16 protein-coding genes and 2 tRNA genes are annotated in these 21,239 nt (G+C 43.8%); 9 read left to right on the plus strand and 9 right to left on the minus strand.

The window, feature by feature from the left end; all coding sequences use genetic code 11:
- Window positions 1-439: 439 nt before the first annotated feature.
- A tRNA-Leu gene (locus tag AC1DCV_RS32530) sits at window positions 440-521 on the minus strand.
- A gap of 220 nt (window positions 522-741) precedes the next feature.
- Between AC1DCV_RS32530 and AC1DCV_RS32535 the strand changes: the two genes are divergently transcribed.
- Window positions 742-1,965 carry an ROK family transcriptional regulator gene (locus AC1DCV_RS32535; RefSeq protein WP_477027083.1) on the plus strand — a complete coding sequence of 408 codons (1,224 nt, stop codon included), beginning with the start codon at window positions 742-744 and terminating at the stop codon, window positions 1,963-1,965.
- Between the two features lie 75 nt (window positions 1,966-2,040).
- Complete coding sequence (locus AC1DCV_RS32540; protein WP_477027084.1) at window positions 2,041-2,457, plus strand: VOC family protein; 417 nt, start codon at window positions 2,041-2,043, stop codon at window positions 2,455-2,457.
- 102 nt (window positions 2,458-2,559) lie between these two features.
- On the opposite strand, the gene AC1DCV_RS32545 is transcribed toward AC1DCV_RS32540, so the two are convergent.
- Window positions 2,560-4,848, minus strand: a complete 2,289-nt coding sequence (locus tag AC1DCV_RS32545) for a hypothetical protein (protein WP_477027085.1) — start codon at window positions 4,846-4,848, stop codon at window positions 2,560-2,562.
- A 130-nt stretch (window positions 4,849-4,978) separates the two neighbouring features.
- On the opposite strand from AC1DCV_RS32545, the gene AC1DCV_RS32550 reads away from it, so the two are divergent.
- A complete protein-coding gene (locus tag AC1DCV_RS32550; protein WP_477027086.1) occupies window positions 4,979-6,367 on the plus strand; it encodes a S41 family peptidase in 1,389 nt (462 codons plus the stop codon).
- Window positions 6,368-6,518: 151 nt separating this feature from the next.
- Here AC1DCV_RS32550 and AC1DCV_RS32555 read toward each other — a convergent pair whose 3' ends face one another.
- Complete coding sequence (locus AC1DCV_RS32555) at window positions 6,519-6,941, minus strand: response regulator (RefSeq protein WP_477027087.1); 423 nt, start codon at window positions 6,939-6,941, stop codon at window positions 6,519-6,521.
- A 136-nt stretch (window positions 6,942-7,077) separates the two neighbouring features.
- Here AC1DCV_RS32555 and AC1DCV_RS32560 point away from each other — a divergent pair, with 136 nt between their 5' ends.
- The 5 genes from AC1DCV_RS32560 (at window position 7,078) to AC1DCV_RS32580 (ending at window position 14,231) form a co-directional block, all read left to right on the plus strand.
- Complete coding sequence (locus tag AC1DCV_RS32560; RefSeq protein ID WP_477027088.1) at window positions 7,078-11,091, plus strand: response regulator; 4,014 nt, start codon at window positions 7,078-7,080, stop codon at window positions 11,089-11,091.
- A gap of 4 nt (window positions 11,092-11,095) precedes the next feature.
- Complete coding sequence (locus tag AC1DCV_RS32565) at window positions 11,096-11,470, plus strand: response regulator (protein WP_477027089.1); 375 nt, start codon at window positions 11,096-11,098, stop codon at window positions 11,468-11,470.
- Between the two features lie 2 nt (window positions 11,471-11,472).
- Entirely contained in the window at window positions 11,473-12,300 is an 828-nt protein-coding gene (locus AC1DCV_RS32570; protein WP_477027090.1) for a CheR family methyltransferase, read from the plus strand.
- A 19-nt stretch (window positions 12,301-12,319) separates the two neighbouring features.
- Entirely contained in the window at window positions 12,320-12,892 is a 573-nt protein-coding gene (locus AC1DCV_RS32575; protein WP_477027091.1) for a chemotaxis protein CheB, read from the plus strand.
- Between the two features lie 82 nt (window positions 12,893-12,974).
- Entirely contained in the window at window positions 12,975-14,231 is a 1,257-nt protein-coding gene (locus AC1DCV_RS32580) for a hybrid sensor histidine kinase/response regulator (protein ID WP_477027092.1), read from the plus strand.
- A gap of 45 nt (window positions 14,232-14,276) precedes the next feature.
- Here AC1DCV_RS32580 and AC1DCV_RS32585 read toward each other — a convergent pair.
- The 6 genes from AC1DCV_RS32585 to AC1DCV_RS32610 all read right to left on the minus strand — a co-directional run bounded on the left by AC1DCV_RS32585 (window position 14,277) and on the right by AC1DCV_RS32610 (window position 19,976).
- Window positions 14,277-14,349, minus strand: a tRNA-Ala gene (locus AC1DCV_RS32585).
- 62 nt (window positions 14,350-14,411) lie between these two features.
- Window positions 14,412-14,831 (minus strand): response regulator, encoded by a 420-nt coding sequence (locus AC1DCV_RS32590; protein ID WP_477027093.1) that lies wholly within the window; start codon window positions 14,829-14,831, stop codon window positions 14,412-14,414.
- Window positions 14,815-15,912: a sensor histidine kinase gene (locus AC1DCV_RS32595; RefSeq protein ID WP_441576541.1), complete on the minus strand. Its 1,098-nt coding sequence runs from the start codon at window positions 15,910-15,912 to the stop codon at window positions 14,815-14,817. Before AC1DCV_RS32595 ends, AC1DCV_RS32590 begins: the two co-directional genes overlap by 17 nt.
- A 19-nt stretch (window positions 15,913-15,931) precedes the next feature.
- A complete protein-coding gene (locus AC1DCV_RS32600) occupies window positions 15,932-18,082 on the minus strand; it encodes a sensor histidine kinase (protein ID WP_477027094.1) in 2,151 nt (716 codons plus the stop codon).
- A gap of 59 nt (window positions 18,083-18,141) precedes the next feature.
- Window positions 18,142-18,792 (minus strand): hypothetical protein, encoded by a 651-nt coding sequence (locus AC1DCV_RS32605; RefSeq protein ID WP_477027095.1) that lies wholly within the window; start codon window positions 18,790-18,792, stop codon window positions 18,142-18,144.
- Between the two features lie 86 nt (window positions 18,793-18,878).
- Entirely contained in the window at window positions 18,879-19,976 is a 1,098-nt protein-coding gene (locus AC1DCV_RS32610; RefSeq protein WP_477027096.1) for a ThiF family adenylyltransferase, read from the minus strand.
- Between the two features lie 451 nt (window positions 19,977-20,427).
- Between AC1DCV_RS32610 and AC1DCV_RS32615 the strand changes: the two genes are divergently transcribed.
- Entirely contained in the window at window positions 20,428-21,153 is a 726-nt protein-coding gene (locus tag AC1DCV_RS32615; protein ID WP_477027097.1) for a superoxide dismutase, read from the plus strand.
- Window positions 21,154-21,239: the final 86 nt, after the last annotated feature.

A 21,239-nucleotide genomic window follows, 5' to 3' on the forward strand; every position in this document is an offset into this window, starting at 1 on the left:
ACCTGGGGGATAGTGTAAATTTTAAGCATAAAGGTTAATCAATCTAAAAGGAAGAATGCTACAGATCCAAGCCTGGCAGCTGCCCGAAAGGCTGTATCGCTGATATCGATGCTATGCTTAACACCTGCTTAGTACCTATAGAAGCAGTGCAGCAGAGGTGGACTTGATGTGGACTTGATGTGGACTTGAGGTGGACTTGAGGTGGACTTGATCCGGGGATGACGTCCGGATGTATAACCAGGATAGTATTGATATTTAGAGAATATTGAAAAAAGATATTCCCCCGTTTTCAACCTGATCCCGAATCATTCAACATGATAAATTGATCACATCGTCATTGACAAATAAAAGAATGTAAGAATAAAACCGGCATGCACTTGCCTTTTGAAGGAGGGGGATTATTAAGCATGATTTTCCCAAGCTGGCGAAAATCAAAATGTGCGGATGAAGGGACTCGAACCCCCATGCCTCGCGGCACCAGATCCTAAGTCTGGCATGTCTACCAATTTCATCACATCCGCAAAAAATTTAAGAACTTCCTTTTTGAGAGTATATGCGCCCGGAGGCGGCAAAAATACCTGTTTATTTAGCTCAAAAAGGATTGCAAAGGTATTGTTTTTTGCGAATTAACAAAATCATTTATAAGAGAACTTTACCAATCTTTCTGTGCTGATTTTAAAAAAAATTAGAATTAAGCTGCTTAAATTGGAGAGCAATTATTGTAAAAGTCTATCTGATGCTATGGCTAAAACCTTTTTCGAAGAACTAAACAGTGCAAGTGCTACCGGTGTAGCCTATAAAAATATCAACCTGAAAAAGGCTGCCCTGGCCTATTTCGCTAATACCGGCAACGCTACTATTGCAGATCTGTGTAAAGAACTGAACCTGAGCACCCCTAAGGTCACCAACCTGGTTAATGACCTGATTGTAGACGGGTTGGTAATGGATTACGGCAAAATAGAGTCTACCGGCGGCCGCAAACCGAATCTGTATGGCCTGGTGCCGGATTCGGCCTTCTTTATCGGGGTGGACGTAAAACAGGACCACCTCAACCTGGGCTTGTCGGATCTGCATAAAAACCTGGTCACCACGGTAGAGGGCCTACCATATGAACTGGATAATACAGAGGCTTCGCTGGAACAGTTATGCCTGCTCATCAATAACTTTATTGAAGGTCTCACTGTACCCAGGGAAAAAATCCTCGGCATCGGTATCAATATCGCCGGGCGTATCAACTACGCTACCGGCTACAACTATAGCTTGTTTTATTTTGATGAAAAGCCGCTCAGCGAAGTCATTGCTGCAAAAGTAGGTATCCGGGTTTTCCTGGAGAATGACTCCCGCGCCATGGCCTATGGCGAGTTTTGCTCCGACCTCGTCAATGGTGAACGTAATGTGCTGTTCCTGAACCTGGACTATGGTATCGGTATGGGCGTGCTGATAAACGGAGAACTCTATTACGGTAAATCCGGCTATAGCGGGGAAGTAGGGCATATTCCCATGTTTGACAATGAAATTATTTGTCACTGTGGTAAAAAAGGCTGCCTGGAAACAGAAGCCTCCGGCTGGGCACTGGTAAACATGTTCCGCCAGAAGCTGGCCACAGGATCCTCTTCCATGCTTTCCCGTACCCATCAGTCGGCAGATGATATTCACCTGCACGATATCATTGAAGCCGCCAACAATGACGATATGCTGGCTATAGAGCTGATTGCTAAAGTGGGAGAGAACCTGGGGAGAGGAGTAGCTTTGCTGATGAATATTTTTAACCCTGAACTGGTGATTCTCGGCGGAGCCCTGGCGGCTACGCAGGATCATATCCGCCTGCCCATCAAAAGCGCTATGAAGAAGTACTCCCTCAGCCTGGTTAGCAACGACTCCAAGCTGAAAATGTCAAGTCTGGGAGAACGCGCCGGTATCATCGGGGCCTGCCTGCTGGTAAGAAACAAGGTATTAATAAGTTAATTTGAAGAAGGCCGGGTTTTGGTTAACTTTAGTATTCACCTGAATTCCAATTTCTTACCCTAAAAAAGATTTGTTATGTCTACTACATTAACGGCCTACCTCGTTTTTAACAACAACTGTCGGGAAGCAATGAATTACTATCATGAAATATTGGGTGGCGATCTTAGGATCATGACCATGGGCGACTCTCCCATGAAAGATCAAATGCCTCCTGATGCGAAAGATCTTGTCATGCACGCTTATTTACAAACTCCCGGTTTTGATCTGATGGCTTCTGATGGAATGGTGGGAGCACCTCCTGTAAATGGTGATTCTGTACAATTAGCACTGGGCGTAACTTCTGTTGAAGATGCAGATCGTTTGTTTAGTAAACTGTCTGAAGGCGGAACAATTCAAATGCCTATCCAGGAAACATTCTGGGCACACCGCTATGGTCAGCTGACAGATAAGTTCGGGATTCACTGGATGGTGAGTTATAATAAGCCGATGTAGCTATTAGCTTTTAGCCTTTAGCTTTTAGCAAAAATGCAGCGGAGATAAACATATATACTATGTTCTCCGCTGCATTTTTGCTAAAAGCTAATAGCTATTTCTCTATTTCTTCTTTCTGAAAAAGGAAAATAATCCTCCTCCTCTCAGTTGATTTTTTTTGGATGCTGCCGGCTGAAATCCGGGATCACTGGCTACGATCAGATCAATCAGCTTTTTACAGGCGCTCACATCTCCTTTTGCTTCGTAAGCCAATGCCATAATGTACCTGATAGAGGATGCCTCTGTGTCCCAGGCCCAGTTGTTACCGGCATATATGTTCACACATTGGGTACCATAGGCGATACATTCGTCATACTCCTTTTCACCCAGCCAGGCTTCTGCGATAAAAGCGTATACCCCAAACCGGTAGTTCGGTGAATTGTCTGCCGCATCGCCGGCAGCCATGATTTCCAGTGTTTGCTGCATATCAGCAATAGCCGCTTTATACCGACCCAGTTTCAATGCAGCCTTTCCCCTGAAGTAGTAGATTTTCATTTGTGAGATGACCGGTAGTTGAGGTACTCCGCCGATGGAAATACGATTGTTGATAGCGCCAATACAATGTTCATATTGCGCATTATCAAAGTAGAGGTACATCAGGTTGAAGTAAGCATCACTGTCATCCGGTTTCTCTACCAGGTGGCTTTCCAACGCCAGTATACGCTCTGACAGATCGTCTTCACTATTGGTTCTGATAAAGGCGCGACCGGTTTTAATACGGTCAATATTGTACGTGATGGTATTGCGGTCGTACGCTTCCAACTCTTCCATGTCGCGGGCAATCCAGCTATTGTATTCCGACAGTATTTTTTCGTACAGGTCCAGTGCTTCTGTATGCCGCTCCAGTGTACAAAGGTCATCTATCATGCGTTCATGAATAGATACATAGTACGTCAGGGGCAATACGGTTGTGAAATTTTCGAGTATGGTGCTGCGGTCGTCAATAGCTTCTGCCAGTTTACCCATGCTGTGATACGCGTCGGCCCTGGATTCCAGCTGTTCCCAGAAGGGCGACATATTATAACCGATGGTATGTACATGTACTGCTTCTACAAAAATGCCGCCTTCATATAATGCAATGCCGTAGTTGTTACAGCACATCGCAAAATGATGTGGGTGGCCGGCGTAGGAGCTACCGGTATTTTCATACCAGTACGCGTGATAAATATCAAAGGCTTTCTTATAAAGAAATCTTTTCAATGGAATCGCAAACTGTTTTGCGCTGCTGTCTTTTTCCAGCTGTATAATTTCACTGAAAATAACACCGGCTGCATACCAGTCGTAGGGTACGTTATGCTCAATGTCCGGCCATTGCTCCGGGAATTGTCCCGTTACTTTATAGCTGGTGTAATACCATCTTACAATGCTGAATGGGTAAGGGCGGATGGCCAGTGATTTTTCATACCAGGGAAGCGCTTCCCGGTAGCTGCCAATGTTAAAAAAGGCCGTCGCAGTGTAATGGTAGAAGTAAGCTTCTTCCGGATACTGAGCGATATATCGTTTGCCGGTAGAAATCTGTTCCAGTGTACCTTCATCATCGTCCTCTCCAAAAAACTGTTGCCAGAATTCAGTGGTACCTTTACAAAATTCCCTGGCCAGTGCGGCATGACGCACGCCGTCTGTCAGCAGTTGCTGTACATGTTTGAGCAGGCGTAGCATCTCGTCTTTGGTGTTTTCCCCTGAGCTGATCATTATTTGCAGCATGGCCGCTGCAAAGTCGTAATCAGCCATATCGAGTGCAAACCAGGTGGTAGACAGCAACCGGTTGTTATATACGGTGCAGTCAAATGCCAGCTTATAGTACCCGAGTGCTGCTGGCCTGTTTTCGGTATGATAGTATACGTCTCCAATGCGGGTATAGCACTGGAACCTGGCTACATTGAGCTGTGGTAAATCGTCTGCGTAGAGCGACTCATATACCTGCAGATTCCGATGCATATCGGCCAGTGCCTTTTCTGTTTCATTTTTCAGTACCCATACCTGGAACCGGTAGAGTAATGCTTTGGTGGTCAGTTCCTCATCGCCACCGGCAATCAGGATATCACAATCGCTGATGGCTTCATCTCCCTTATCGGCCATTACGTTGGCGCCCATATAAGCCCGGTGTACCCTTGCCTGTGTATGGGTAGGTTCCAGGTTCAGCACCTGGCTGAACGCCTCGTAAGCGGCTTCGTACATAGCGGTGGCAAGGTCACGGTTGTCGGTGGCCTTGGCATTTTCCAGCTGGGATAAGCCCAGCAGCTGCCAGCCCCGGGCTTCTCCGGGGTTGTCCTGTAAGTATATTTCCAGCTTCGTTATTGCTTCGGTATATGCCTGCTCATTGTACAGCCTTTCCAGTTCGTCTAAATGCATATGCTGTTAATTAGGACGTGTAATTTATTAATTATGGGCCACGATGATAAATAAATTCTGAATAGTTCCGTCCGAAGATTTATATTTAAAGACCATTTATTATCAGCCAGAAACATCCAAATCCTTTGCCATGAAAGCAATAGCAGTATTGTTATTATTCCTGTGCAATACAGTCGTATATGCACAGGAATGTGATTGCAGGAAGAAATTTGACAGCGTACAGGTCTATCTCAGGAAAAATTATGTAGGATTTATTGACAAGGTAACTCCTGTTACCCAGCAAACTTATGCCGCAATGGTGGGGAAACTGCAGTTACAGGCGGCTACGATCAGGGGCGCCACACATTGCCTGTTGCTGGTCAACAGGTACCTGCGTTTTTTTAAAGATCAGCATCTTGCATTGCATATCGGTTATACGCCGGTAGTAGAAAAAATCACACTCAGCCAGCTACAGCTGGACCAGCTGCAAAAGCAGCCTGTTACAGCCGTTGCCGGCATTTACGAGTCCAACCATCTTTATAAGATTGCCCTGGTAAAAAATCCCCGTGGATTACGCAGTTATGCAGCAGTGATCCTCGAATCCTCTGTACCTGACTGGAAACCCGGAGAGGTGATCTTCGAATTGGCTGCCAGCGGAACAGATAAGTTCGATGTTATCAGCTATCAGCAACATCGGGTTGACTTTGATACGGTGACTATCAATAAACAACGCGATGGATTGTCTGCTCTTGGCTGGCAACGACCCGGTAGCACCCGCCCGCCTGTTGCCCGGGAAATACCTGCATTTGGTGATATGCCCACTGCGGCTTTCTTTTTCAGGCAGATGAATGACAGCACGGGTTATCTGCGCATCGGTAGTTTTGAAGCGGCTGATTATTACCAGATGGATTCCGTGCTTAACGCCAATGATGAGTACCTGCGGAAAAATACCAACCTGGTAATCGATGTCCGCGATAACGGGGCCGGTACAGATAAACTGACAGAACGTCTCCGCCCTTTACTGTACACACAGCCGGTGAGAATTATCGGGTCAGATTTTTATGCTACTCCGGATAATATTAAATCCTGGAGCCACCTGCTGGATGAACAGGCAGGGAAGCTGCCGGATGAATACCTGGAACAGCTGCGGAATGCGATCCATCAGGGCGATGGTTTGCAGGGCCGCCTGGTAAGTATGGGACCGGATGAAAACATGATCCTGCCTTCTCCTTTGCCCGTTCCCGCTAAAGTAGCAGTGATTATTAACGGTAAGTGCAGTAATACCGCAGAGCAATTTTTACTGGAAGCGGTGCAAAGTAAAAAAGTGAAGCTGTTTGGTACCTCTTCTGCCGGAGCATTGGATTATGCGAACGTAAATGTGGTGAAATATACTATGCCGGACTTCTCGATTGACTACCCCGTAACCCGGTCCCGCAGGGTGGCTATGGGGCAAGGTATTGATAACAAAGGTGTTCAGCCGGAAGTGAAACTGGATTTTCGCAGTCCCGGATGGCTGGAAGAAATCGTGAAAAAATTATAATGCAATAGTCGTTAAGAACGGGTTAACACTTGAGAGTACATTAATAGTCATCTTTACCTCAACAAAGCATATGCTCACGCATATATGAGGGTTTAAAAATAGTAACAATGGTAGAAAAGCTGCCTCACAATTCTTTGTGAGGCTTTTTCTTTTAAAACATCTTCTGCTGCAGTATATCTGTCAGTATATGAGTAAGTTCGTGTAAGCTGTTTGGCTTGGTCAGAAAATAAGATGCGCCCAGTTCACGGGTCTCTTTTTTGTCTGACTCATGAGAAGAAGTGGTATAGATGATTACAGGAATATGCTTTAAGTGACTCAGCTGTTGTATTTCAGCCAAAAACTGTTTCCCGTCTACCCTTGGCATATTGAGGTCCAGGAATATTAAATCAGGTATCAGGTGATTGTTTAACTTGATTAATGCATCTTCCCCGTTTATAGCTTCATGGTAAATAATATCTGGCGCCAATTCTTTTAATACTTCACCAAATATCATTCTATCGTCTATATCATCATCAATTAAAAGTACTGAGGTATATTTACAGCTATCAGGCATATCATTTTTGAATAGGGACAAATCTATGATTTTGTTGTTATTTTATTATCATTATAATTCAGTTTCGCCAGCCGTTTTGGAATGAAATGTGCATGAACCCGTCAAGGATGCTGTGTATGAATGATATTGGCTCTTAAAATTAAACAAGCTCAGGCAGATGAAGAAATTCTTTATGCAGCTTCCCTTGCCCCGGAAGTTGATGTTAATAGCGGTAATACCACTCGTCTGTCTTATTTATTTTGGAATAGAAGTATTCAATAAACAGAGTGCGGATATTGATACCATCGACAACCTGGTTCAGAAAGTAACCACGGCTACCACTATCATGAAGGTGGCAGACGAAATACATATGGAGCGCAGAAACAGCGTAAACTATGTATTACAAACAGGAACACTCAATGATCTGCTTACCCAGCGGGCCAAAACAGATCTTGCAATAGATGCGGTCAAAGGCCGGCTGCTGGCCAGTGATAGCCGTTTCTTTCAATATTCCCTGTTAAATACACTTCCCAAAAAACGAAAAGATATAGACAATAAAAGTATGCCTCAGCGGGAAGTACTTGATTATTACTCTAATCTGATTTTCCGCCTGAATGATCTGGCCAATACCAATACGCCGGATATTCCCGTATTGAAAGGGTTGCAGCAGGATATGAATGCGCAATATCTGCTGGCACAAATGTCGGCTTACCAGGGTATGATTCGTATGGATATTTACTATTTCATGCTGAAAAAGGAAGTATGGCCGGAAGACTTTGCCCGCATTGAGAACAATACGGATATGTATAATTCCCTGCGTGCAGAGCTGCTGGATAAGGCTACCCCCACCGTTGTAAAAGATTTTCAGAAGATGGAAACATCCAGTGAATACACCATCACGAAAGATTTTACTAACAGCACCATCGCAGCCCGTAAAATAGATACGCTGTTTAACGCAGATTCCTGGTGGGATAATTCTTCGCTTGCAGTAGACCAGATCAAACAATTACAACGTACCATTATTGATAAAGTGGGGAGAGATGCCAAAGCCATCTCCAAAAAAGAGAATGATCTCAAAACCCGCTATCTTATTGCCATGGTATTGATCGTGGTATTGGTCATTGTTTTCGTAACCATTACCATTAAAAGTATTACTGATAGCCTGGAGTTATTACGGATTGCTGCCGTAAACATTGCTAAAGGTGTTCCCGGCTCAGCGCCTGAAATGCATAGCAAGGATTCCATTGGCAGCCTGGCCCGTTCATTTATAGCCATCGATCAAACCAGCCAGGAATTGGCTGTTGCGGCAGATAGTATTGGTAAAGGAGATTTTAATATAGATGTAAAACCCCGTAGCAGCGGCGACTTGCTGGGACATGCCGTGGTACAGATGGCGGCAGATCTGAAAATATTGCGTTATCAGAACGACCAGAAAATATGGATTCAAACGGGACTTAATAACATCAGTGAAACCTTACTGGGTGAAAAGGATCTGACCACGCTCAGCAAGGATGCATTGACGGATATCGTACAATATACCGGTGCACAAACAGGCGTGCTGTATATTAAATATGCAGCTGAACTCCATTTGTCAGCAGAATATGCGTTGTCGCCTGCTTATCCTGCACCCGCTGTGATTGAGGTAGGTAAAACATTGCTGGGACAAAGCGTGCTGCAAAGAACACCATTATACTTACAGGAAGCACCTAATGATTTTCTGCATATAGCCGGTGCTGCAGGGGCGGCACAACCCGGGTATGTACTCATCATTCCGTTGATTCATGCCGGCATTACAGAAGGTGTGATAGAAATAGCATCTCTTTTTCCGTTTAAAGAAAATGTAATCGACTTTGCCAAACAGGCCGCAGTAAACATTGCCATTGCCCTGCAAAGCACCAGGAGTCGTACAAAACTGCAGGAACTGCTGGAAGAAACCCAGGCGCAGGCGGAAGAGTTGCAAACGCAACACAGCGAACTGGAAAGCATGAACGTAGAACTGGAAGCACAAACACAGAAGCTGCAGGTATCGGAAGAAGAACTGAAAGTGCAACAGGAAGAACTGATGCAATCCAACTCCGAGCTGGAAGAACGAAGCCGCCTGCTGGAAGAAAAGAACCAGATCATCGTGGAACGTAACCTGGATATACATAAGAAGGCAGAAGAGCTGGCACTCAGTACCCGGTATAAATCGGAGTTCCTGGCTAATATGTCGCATGAACTGCGTACTCCACTGAACTCTATCCTGTTGTTATCAAGACTCCTGTCAGAAAATCATGACCTGAACCTGAACGGCGACCAGATAGAATATGCACAGGTAATTAATAGCTCCGGTAAAGGCTTACTGACACTGATAGATGAAATACTGGATCTGTCGAAAATAGAATCCGGAAAAATGGAACTGGAATTTGGAAACGTATCAGTAGCTGATATCTGTTCCAATATGCAGGCACTATTTGAGCCTATTGCAAAAGAAAAAGGATTACAACTGATATTGCATACCGCTGATGGTGTGCCTGATACGATTGAAACAGATCAGGTGAGACTGGAACAGGTTTTGAAAAATCTGTTGTCCAATGCGCTGAAATTTACTGCCCGTGGCAGTGTAAGGTTGGAGGTGCAAACAGCAGAAACGCCGCAAGTGATCCGCTTCACCGTAAAAGATACCGGTATCGGTATACCGGAAGATAAACAGCAGGTGATCTTTGAAGCTTTTCAACAGGCAGACGGATCTACCCGTAGAAAATATGGTGGTACCGGCCTGGGGCTGTCTATCAGCAGGGAGTTAGCCAAATTACTGGGTGGACAACTAAGCGTGAACAGTGTTGTCAATCAAGGGAGTGAATTTTTCATTACTGTTCCCGTTACGCGCGAAGCAACCACACCTGTCAAAGATTCTTTCGTACTGCCTTCACCGGTAGTAGAAGAGCCGGCGGCTATTTCAGATAAGCGCCGTTTCCTGTCGGCTACTATTCCGGAAGGCATTAACGATGATCGTGGGTTAATTAGCAAAGGTGATCCCGTCATATTGATAGTGGAAGATGATACGCATTTTGCCAAAGCATTGCTGAATTTCACGCATGCCAGAGGCTACAAGGGGATTGTTACGGTACGTGGAGATGAAGCGGCGGAAATGGCCCGGATCTATAAGCCTATTGGTATTTTGCTGGATATTCAGTTGCCCATAAAAGACGGCTGGCAGGTGATGGAAGAATTGAAAAATGATCCGCAAACAAGACCTATACCAGTGCATATCATGTCTTCCATGGAAGCTAAAAAAGAAAGCCTTCTGAAAGGCGCGGTAGATTTTATCAGCAAGCCGGTAGACATGGAAAGTATGCAGCTCATTTTTGAGAAGATGGAGTTTGTATTGCAGCGTTCTACCAAAAAAGTATTGATACTGGAAGAAAATGCGAAACATGCCAAAGCCCTGGCCTACTTCCTCAGCAACTACCAGGTGAGTTCTGAAATCAGTAACAGCGTGGCAGATGGCGTTTCTTTACTACAGCAAAAGGATGTCGACTGTGTGATCCTCGATATGGGTATCCCCGATGAAAAGGCTTATGAAGCATTGGAGATGGTGAAAGAAATAAAAGGGTTGGAAAATCTGCCTATTATCATCTTCACAGGCAAAAGTTTGTCGAAGGCAGAAGAGCAGCGCATCCGGCAATATGCAGATTCTATTGTCGTGAAAACAGCTCATTCTTATCAGCGTATGCTGGATGAGGTATCTCTTTTCCTGCACCTGGTATCTGAAAATGCACCGGCAATAGCCGGAGGCAATGGCAAAATGGGCATGCTGAATGAAGTGCTGAAAGATAAAACGGTGCTGATAGCTGATGATGATGTGCGTAATATTTTTTCCTTAACCAAAGCACTGGAAAAGCATCAGATGAAGGTGTTGTCTGCCATTGATGGAAAGGAGGCATTGCAGCAGCTGAAGGAACATCGGGCAGATGTAGTGCTCATGGATATGATGATGCCGGAAATGGATGGTTATGATGCCATTGCGGCTATACGGAAACAACCGGAGCTGAGAAATCTGCCGATCATTGCTGTTACAGCGAAAGCCATGATGGGGGACCGGGAGAAATGTTTGCAGGCAGGTGCTTCTGATTATATTTCCAAACCAGTAGATGTCGACCAGTTATTATCCCTCTTACGGGTATGGTTATACGATAAAGCCATGAAATAATTTTATGGAAAAGAGGCAGGTATTAATAGTTGATGATGATATGCGCAACATTTTTGCGTTGAAAGCAGTATTGAAATCCAGGTCTATTCCCTGTTTATCAGCTGCCACGAGTGCAGAAGCGCTGCAGTTGTTATCCGCAGATCATCACGTAGGTGTGGTGCTGATGGATATTATGATGCCGGACATGGATGGTTACGAAGCCATTTCCGCATTACGGGCCATGCCCTGGAACAGTCAGCTGCCGGTGATTGCAGTTACTGCAAAGGCGATGGTTGGTGATCGTGAAAAGTGTCTGGAAGCAGGCGCCGATAACTATATTTCCAAACCAATTGATGTAGATGAATTACTCGTACAGCTACAACAATATTTATCCATGTAAAAGTGAGCAGGAACCAGATAAGTGAGCCCGAAGTAAATTTGTTGCTGAATGATGTACTGGAAAGGTATGGCTACGATTTTACGGAATATGCACCCGCTTCTATTCACCGGCGGGTGAATCATCTGTATCATGCCGACCGCTTTCCGAGCTTTGCCGAATACCGTTACCGTATCATTTCTGATCCGGCGTACGCCTTGCGTTTTGTGGAAGAGATCACCGTTAACGTAACGGAAATGTTCCGGGATCCCTCTTTCTACCAGGTTTTACGTACACAGGTGTTGCCCATACTGGCTACTTATCCGTTTATCCGCATCTGGCATGCAGGATGTTCCACCGGGGAGGAAGTATATTCTTTTGCTATCCTCCTGAAAGAAGCCAGGTTGCTGCATAAAGCCGTGATATATGCCACAGATATTAATGCCAGTGTATTGGAGAGGGGGAGGAAAGGAATGTTCCGCTTATCGCAGATGCAGCAGTATTCCCGTAATTACATGGAGTCTGGCGGAAGGGAAGATTTTTCTTCTTATTATACTGCCAATTATGAATATGCCAAATTCCGTGAAGACCTGGGCGAGAAGATCATTTTTTCACCGCATAACCTGGTAACAGATGGATCTTTCAATGAATTTCAACTGATCATTTGCAGAAATGTATTGATCTATTTTAATAAAAAATTACAGGACAGAGTACTGACCCTATTTAGTGAGAGCCTTGAACAGCTTGGGTTCCTGGCACTCGGAAGCAAGGAAACGCTTAACTTTACCAGTGTAACCGGGAAGTTCAGACAATTGGACAGCAAAGAAAAAATCTGGCGGAAGGTGCAACTGTAATAATGAAACAACAGCCCTTATGACAACAGCGCCGTATTTAATTGTAATAGGTGGTTCGGCCGGAGGGCTACAGCCCATTTTAACGCTATTGCCCGGATTGGCCGCTTCCCTCCATGCAGCTATTATTATTGTTTTACACCGGCAAAGCCATTACGAATCTGTGCTAACAGAATTATTATCTGCCAAGTCACCGCTGCCGGTGAAAGAAGCGGCAGAAAAAGAACCACTGCAGCAGGGCGTCATCTACATTGTACCAGCAGACTATCACCTGTTGATTGAAACAGATCATACCTTATCGCTCGATGATTCGGAGAAAGTGAATTTCAGCCGGCCAAGTATAGATGTTACTTTCAGTTCCGCCGCATTGGCTTATGGGAGCAATATGACCGCATTATTGCTTTCAGGCGCCAACACAGACGGCACGGAAGGATTAATAGATGTACATGAAGCAGGAGGTACCACTGCCGTGCAGGACCCAGCTACGGCGGACGTGGATTATATGCCCCGGCAAGCCATTGAACTGGCCCCGGTAGATGTTATCCTCCAGCCTTCGGAAATGGCTGCATTTATTAACGGAATTGCCGGGGTATGATTATTGTTCCCTTAGGATTTTTTAAGGAAAAGCAACAGGCAGCATTTTCCCCTGTACCTGCCGCCATAAACAAGCTTGACGTATGATTTTAATTGTAGATGATAAGCCGGAGAACATACTGTCTATCAGGAAGACGCTGGAACTGTATCAGTTTGAAGTAGATGCTGCTTTATCCGGAGAAGAAGCGCTCAGGAAAATATTGAAACATAGTTATACACTTATCATCCTGGACGTGCAAATGCCCAGTATGGATGGTTTTGAAGTTGCAGAGGCGTTGTCTGGCCACAGTAAAGCGAAAGATATTCCTATTATATTCTTATCAGCAGTTAATAAAGACAAAAGGTTTATTGTAAAAGGATATGATTCCGGTGGTATTGACTATATCACCAAGCCGGTAGATCCGGATATCCTGCTGATGAAAGTAAAAACTTTCTCCCGCCTTTATCAGCAATCCCTGGAGCTGAAACAAATGCATCAGTCGCTCAAAGAAGAAGTAGAAGTGCGAAAACTTGCGCAGGAAGCATTGATTGCACATCAGCAACAGGTAAATGAAATGCTGGAACAAAAGGTAAGGGAAAGAACAGAAGAGCTGAGAGAAATCAATAAGTCACTGGAAGCCAGCAATCATGACCTGCAGCAATTTGCCTCTGTGGCCTCCCACGACCTGAAAGAGCCCTTACGGAAAATACAGTTGTTCGGAGCCATTTTAAGAGATAAGTTTTTGCATACGGACCCTAACGCCCTGTCGTATATGGAACGTATTGTAGGGTCTTCAGAACGCATGGCAAAGCTGATTAATGACTTATTGAACTATTCCCGTTTATCGGTAACAAGCATATACGAAATAACCGACTTTAATGAAATGGTCAAAGAGATTCTCAGCGACCTCGAATTGATGATTTCAGAACGGGATGCGGTGATATCTGTGGAAAAAATGCCCCAGATTGAAGCGGTCCCGGGGCAGGTAAGGCAGGTATTTCAGAATATTATCAGTAACGCACTGAAATTTTCCCGCAAAGACATTTCCCCCGTTATTCATATTACCGCCGATGTGGTCACTGATTTGAACCCGGAAAGTGCGGCCTTTACAGGAGGGCAATATTGCCGTATTGTGATCCGTGACAATGGAATAGGATTTAATGAAAAATATCTCTCCAAAATATTTACCATTTTCCAGCGTCTGCATACCTCAGAACTCTACGAGGGGACCGGTATCGGCTTAGCGATTGCCAAAAAAGTAATTGATAAACATGGCGGCATTATTACGGCCAGCAGTAAAGAAGGAGAGGGGTCGGCATTTGTGATTGTATTGCCGCTTAGACAAGGGAAGAATAACTAAAAACAAAAAAGCCTGTAAATCTTACGATCTACAGGCTTTATACCGTGGAGGATATCGGACTCGAACCGATCACCTCAAACATGCCATGCTTGCGCTCTACCAGATGAGCTAATCCCCCGTATTTCAAATTTCCCCTTTCGGGAGTGCAAAAATATATTTTTTCCTGATAACACCAACATTTTATAGGAAATCTTTGAAAATTCCTTCTACAGTATCCTTTAGATCTTTCAGCAGCAAGGGTTTTCGGAGCAATTTAATTACCATTGGATTGGCATTGGTGCGGGTAATATCGCTATAATCCAGGGAAGATGACACCATTACGATGTGGCATTGGGACTTAATTTTATGTGGATAGGCATCAAATGCCTGCAGGAATTCAAACCCATCCATCTCCGGCATTTGTATATCCAGCAGGATGACAGTAGGCGGAATTTTAGGTAAGGTAATATTGGAAGATAAGAATTCAAGCGCCTTGTTGGCATTGGCAAATGAAAGCACCGTTCTGCTGATTTGTTGAAATCCGATCAACTTCTCATGCAGCAATAAATCAATCTCGTTGTCATCTATCAATATGACACGCAGGTCAGGTATCGAATTCATTTCTGTTGGGGATGGTAATTTCAAATTGGGTGCCTTCGCCATATTTAGACTCTACATTAATTGTTCCGCCTATTTTGCTTAGCGCTTCCTTAACAATATATAAGCCAATACCACTGCCCGGTTTATTATTGTTTTTGGATCGGAAAAACATCTTGAAAATATTGTTCAGATGCTCACTCAAAATTCCAATCCCATTATCACGAATGCAAATGGTGGCTCTGTGAGGCTCCACTTTCACCGCGAGGTTCACCATTGGATTCGTTTCTTCCGGCTTTTGGTACTTAACAGCATTAGAAATCAGATTGTTTAAAATAACGCTGATCCTGAAAGTATCTCCCCGGAACTCTATCGCCTGTTCCACCTGGGTTTGAAAGCGGATATCGGTGTTCTGTGGCTTAAATGCGGTGATACAGTCATTCAGCAGGTTTCGGAAATCAATTTTTTCATACTCTACTTCCAGGCGGGAATTGCGGTAATACTCTATAATCTTTTGTATAAAATCATCCAGCTTTAGCACGCAGGTTTCTACCATGTTAACATACCCATTGGGATCTACCACCGAATTATCCAGCCTGGAGAGGTTAATGATACCCAGCACAGACATCAGTGGTGAACGCAGATCATGAGAGGTGGAATAGATGAACCGGTTTAACTCATCATTCGTTTTTTCCAGCTCCTCTATCTTTTCCCGCAGTTGTTTCCGCGTGCGGTATATTTCATACGCGTTGTTGATGGTTTTGTGCAGCTCATGTTCATCCCATGGCTTTTTGATATAGGAATAGATATGGCCTTTGTTAATGGCATCTATAATATCCTCCACATCAGTATAACCGGTCATCAAAATACGCATCGGCTCAGGAAGCGTATCTTTTATTTCATTAAAAAATTCCACACCGGTAGATACAGGCATCTTCTGATCGGCGATAATAATATGCACCATGATCTCCTTCAGCAGGACTTTCCCTTCCTGCGCTGAAGTAGCCGTATAAATTTCATAACTCCTGCGAAAAGCCGCTTTGAATGCGTTTAAGTTATGAATTTCATCATCTATGTATAATATTCTTATTCGGTTTTCTCTCATTAAAAGACCTTATGGTTAATTACGATAAATGATTTGTTATGTCGAGCGGTAAATATATAATAAATTCTGCTCCTTTGTCCGGTGCGGAGTTTACTATAATTTTACCCTTATGCTTTTCAATGATACTGAACACAATAGATAATCCAAGCCCTGTACCTTCCCCTACATCTTTGGTAGTAAAGAATGGATCAAAGATTTTCTCCCGTACTGATTCTGACATACCAATCCCGGTATCTTTGATAGTAATAACAATAAAAGTACCTTCCAGTTCTGTTTTTATTGAGATGAATTCATTGTGATGTTCTTTCTTGGTTTTGATCGCATTCAGGGCATTGGAAAAGATGTTCATGAACACCTGGTTTATTTTCCCTGCATAACATTCTATCTTCGGTAAACTGCCATATTCTTTTACAATATTTACGTAAGGTGGGATACCATTGCGTAACAATACCAGGGTAGAATCCAGTCCTTCATGGATATCGATGGATTTGACTTCGCTTTCATCCAGGCGGCTAAACGTGCGTAATCCTTTCACAATTTCTGCGGTACGGGCAGCGCCATCTTCAATACCCTTGATAAGGGAAGAAATTTCTTCGTGTATATAATCGATATCAATTTCTTTTTTGAACAGCTCAATATCCGCCAGCGATTTAGGGACATCCGTGCTGGTAGGTAGCTGGTCATAGCGGTTCAGCAGTTCTTTCAGGTCTGCAATATCCAGCTTCAGTGGTTTGATATTCGATGTGACGAAGTTGATCGGATTGTTGATTTCATGGGCTATACCGGCTGTTAGCTGACCCAGGGACGCCATCTTCTCTTTTTCTACCAGCCTGGTCTGGGTATCTTTCAGGTTGTTCAGTGCATTATTCAGTTCGAGGTTGGTTGTCTGCAGATCTTCCGTTCTGTCTTTTACTTTGCTTTCCAGTATGATATTCTGTTCTCTTACCAGTCTTTCATTTTCCTGTGAAATAGCCAGTGCCATTTGCTGAGAAGCCTCTTTTTCTGCTTTGAAAACGTTGATCTTATGTGCCAGCGCAAACGACAGCAACAGTACTTCTACTGCGGATCCTATCTGCAGTGCATAGTATGTGAAGTTGTTGTAAGGCAGCATATTGAAATTGCGTAACACAAATACGAAGATGCTGATCAGGAATATTGACCAGGCCAGCAGGAAGAACCGCGCGGCATTTACTCCTTTCAGGCTGATACGGTAAGCTACAATGAAAGCCATGATGGCTGCCAGGAAAGCACTCATCTGCACCAGTATCTGCGCGTAGTTGTATTTATTCAGGAAAGTAGGAATAAAGCAAATCAGGTACAGCACAATAACAACATTCAACAGCTTATGTCCCAGCGGGTAATTTATTTTAGTAGACAAAAACTTTTGAATGAATATGACGGCAGTGAGTCCGTTGAAAACCGGGACCAGCACCGTGGCATGCATCGCCAGCCAGGGGCTGTTGGGATAAAGGAAACGGAACGAATAGCCTTGCAGGGTTACCTGTGTAAGCCCTACGCAGATAATGTAGCTCACATAAATCAGGTAGCTATTATCCCGGGTAGATATATAAATGAAAAGATTATAGAATGCCATGGCGAGAATAACGCCAACGTATATACCAAAAATCAGTTCCCGCTTATTGTTTTTCTCATATACTGTTTCAGATGTACCCAGGTAAACGGGGAGCTGTAACTGTTCACCCGCCTTTACTTTCAGGTAATACTCTCTTGTTTCATTCGTAGGAACCCGGATTTCAAACTGGTAATTCTGATGATCATAACCACGGCTTTTATACGAGGTGAATTCTCCGAGCCTGGTACTTTTGGTAGTACCATCCGGAAGTAATTCATAGAGGGTAATATCATCGATGATCGGGTATTCTACTTCCAGTAAAAGGTGTTCCGCATTGGTTTGATTAAGAATGGAAAACTTTGCCCATTGCGTATATGGTGTGATCTGCAGATTAGGTACATCCTGTCCGGAAGGCTTAAAGGCTATTTGCTTTGCACCGTCTATGGTAAGCATGTTGTCTTTATCGGTATACAACGCAAGATGGCTGCCTATCTGTAATAGAGACTTGCTGTTTTTATATACAACAGGTTGCGCTGTTGTGGGAAACAGGAATAATAGGGTAAAGATTGACCACAATACTACAATCTTAGACAACATCAATTAAATAGATTAATTATGAGGCTTGAATTTAAATTTATTTTTTTGTAATTATCTGTTTACATAATAGAGTGCGCATGAGTAGGGATCTTAAGGCTGTAATTTACGTCATAGGATCCTTTTGGCCCCACTTCTATTTTCGACTGAATCGGATTTTCCCGCAGATCGGCAATCAGTAGTTTCTCTTTAGGGTCTGCATAAGGCAGGTCATAAGGGTCGTTGATTACCATTGCAGTAGCCAGGAAGTCATCTTTCGGATAAAAGAAAGTGCCATTGTTTCCCAGCGACTCGTCAATAACAAAGCCAACACGTTTGCCAACACGGGTTGTAATAGGGGCACACAGTACATGATAGGTGTCTATCGGTAGCTGGGCGCCCAGTACTACGCCTACTCTGGCCAGTACCTGGCTGCCAATCCCCATTCCCGCTACTTCTTTTGAATTCCACATTCCGCATATCTCCGCACTTCCTTTCTTTACGTAAGAGTATATCTTTTCATCGTATTTACCAATTGCCGTTTCAATGGGCAGTGGTAATACGCCGTCTGCAATCTGAACACGCGCTCCCCCATATGTTTTGGTACGGCTGTCGTCCTCAACAATGATCACTATTGTGTTTTCGTGTTGCATCCAGTCGGCGCTGCCGGATGTTACCTGGGCAATACCAAAATAAATTTCCAGCAACTTGAGGTGACCGGTGTAAAATCTCATACAAGCCTCAGGATCATCCGGAGCCCTAAATACCCTTACATTAATCATGACATTGCGGAATAGCGCTTATACAAGGCATAAGTATGTTAAACAATCAACTGCTCAAAATCTATGTAATACCTGCCTGAACTCTTTAGCTGATCCAAGGCTATGCGTCGACATGTATCGGCCACCAGTGCGCCTCCTAAAACAACGGAAGAAGCAAGCTGGGGCCAGGTAGTAATGGTTTTACCAATCTCACCCAAAGAGAATTTCATTCTGGCGGAAGCATTTTCCAGGGCCAGCATAGGACTGAAGATGGGAAGCTTTTCCGCATCTGTCAACCCTTTTAGTGTAGTAATATCGACTTCCGGAATAAGCCCGTGCATAAGCGGCCTGTCCGGTTCCAGATCAAAACGTTCAATATCTATCATCCCCCTATCGTTCATTTCCATTACGACAGGGATCTTCAACTCTTTTGCTTTTATTCTGCTTAGTATTTTAATATCTACACCATCGCATTCTTCCACAAAAATATCCAGTACGCCTCCGGTTGTGAAGAAGTCATCCATATTGGCTTCCGTCATGCCATCGCTATAAATCTTTACTTTGATAAACGGGTCGAGCTCTGCAATTTCACGGGCAGCTATCACCACTTTAGATGTTTGTAAATTATGAACCCCACAGCGAATCCTGTTCATATTGGTGAGTTCCAGTGTGTCGAAGTCTGCCAGTCTCAGTTCTCCACAAACTCTTTCCATCACCAGCGTTAATGCGATCGATTGCCCAACTGATAAGCCGACAATGCCTATCTTCTTTTTTGATAATATAGCAATTTCTGCTGCTGTGATCTTATGTTGATTCCGGCTGGTTCGTAATTCAATAAAATCAGCTTCATCTACCAGGTGTACCAAACGGTCGATCCAGGAATAATATACCCAGATACCGAATTTCTCCATTGGAATATCTCCCAGGTAGGCTTGTATCTGTTCTTCTGATTCTTCTGCGGTAAGGCGCTTAGTAGGATTCCTGATTTTCATCAGTTCCCGTAATTGGGAATAAATATTATCATTGATGCGTATCTGCGGACGGGATTTCAGAAGGGCTTCAAAAGCCTGAAGATCTTGTGCATGCTTCAAATCATAAAAAACAGGCTTATAGTCATTGCTTTCATCCTGTTGTTGCCTGAGGTACTCTTGTATCATGTTTCCTGCTTTATCGAGGTAGTGCTCTGTTTGCTCGCACTAGATTACTTTGTAATATCATTGTGTACAGCAATTCCCATTGCTCTGTAGTATTTGCTTCTTATTATATATATTTATGTAGTCGGTAATATGTTGGCTTAATTGGCGGGTTAATGAACAGGTTTACTTGTTACCTGCCAGGCCCGGGATAAATATGTCTGGCAATCATAAAGTTAATTACAATTAATAATTGTAACTATGATATGAATGTATGGTAAAATAGTAATTTAATATGAAAACAACCTAAAAGTTTTCCTTTATTTTGATATTAAATTCCTGTTTTTATACTTTTACCTTAGTTTTAATATTACTTTTCATCTCTTCCCACCAATGAGATTTGGTTTAATATTTGTGGCCTTTCGCGGCTGACTTCGATCTTTATTACACTATAATATATCTAAAAAAAATAAATATGGATAAGAGAGAATTTCTCAAGCTTACCAGTCTTGCCGGCGCTGCTATTCTGAGCGGGCCATTGAGCAGTCTGGCCACTTCTTCTGTATCCGGCCAGCCGGCTTTTGCCGATCCTAAAGCACCCTTTGTACTTCCTGCTTTACCTTATGGATACGATGCACTGGAACCCAATATCGACAAGCTCACAATGGAAATCCATCATGATAAACATCATGCCGCCTATGTGAAAAACCTGAATGACGCCATTGCCGGCAGTGCTTTTGCCAGCCTTACACTGGAAGAAATACTCAGGAAGGTGACGGATAAAGACAAAGCCATCCGCAACAACGGCGGAGGACACTATAACCACTCCCTCTTCTGGACCTTGCTGTCGCCCACTAAACAATCGCCTTCAGCAAAACTGAAAACAGCCATTACCAATGCCTTCGGCAGCTGGGAAGCATTTCAGACAAAATTCAATGATGCCGCAAAAACCGTTTTTGGCTCGGGCTGGGCGTGGCTGATCGTTACGCCGGATAAAAAACTGGCTATCATCAACACCCCTAACCAGGACAATCCTTTGATGCATAATATCGTGAAAGACAAAGGCACACCTATTCTGGCGCTCGATGTATGGGAACATGCATATTACCTGAAACATCAGAATAAACGCCCTGAATATATTGATGCATTCTGGAATGCAGTTAACTGGGAGGAAGTAGAAAAACGCTATAACGCTGCATAAACACCGTATGCTGTTTAAATAATGAAGCCCTTCCGGTGTACCGGAAGGGCTTTCTCTTTCGCGTCGTACAACGCTTTACAGCGATA

The sequence above is a fragment of the Chitinophaga sp. 10T418 genome (assembly GCF_056394125.1).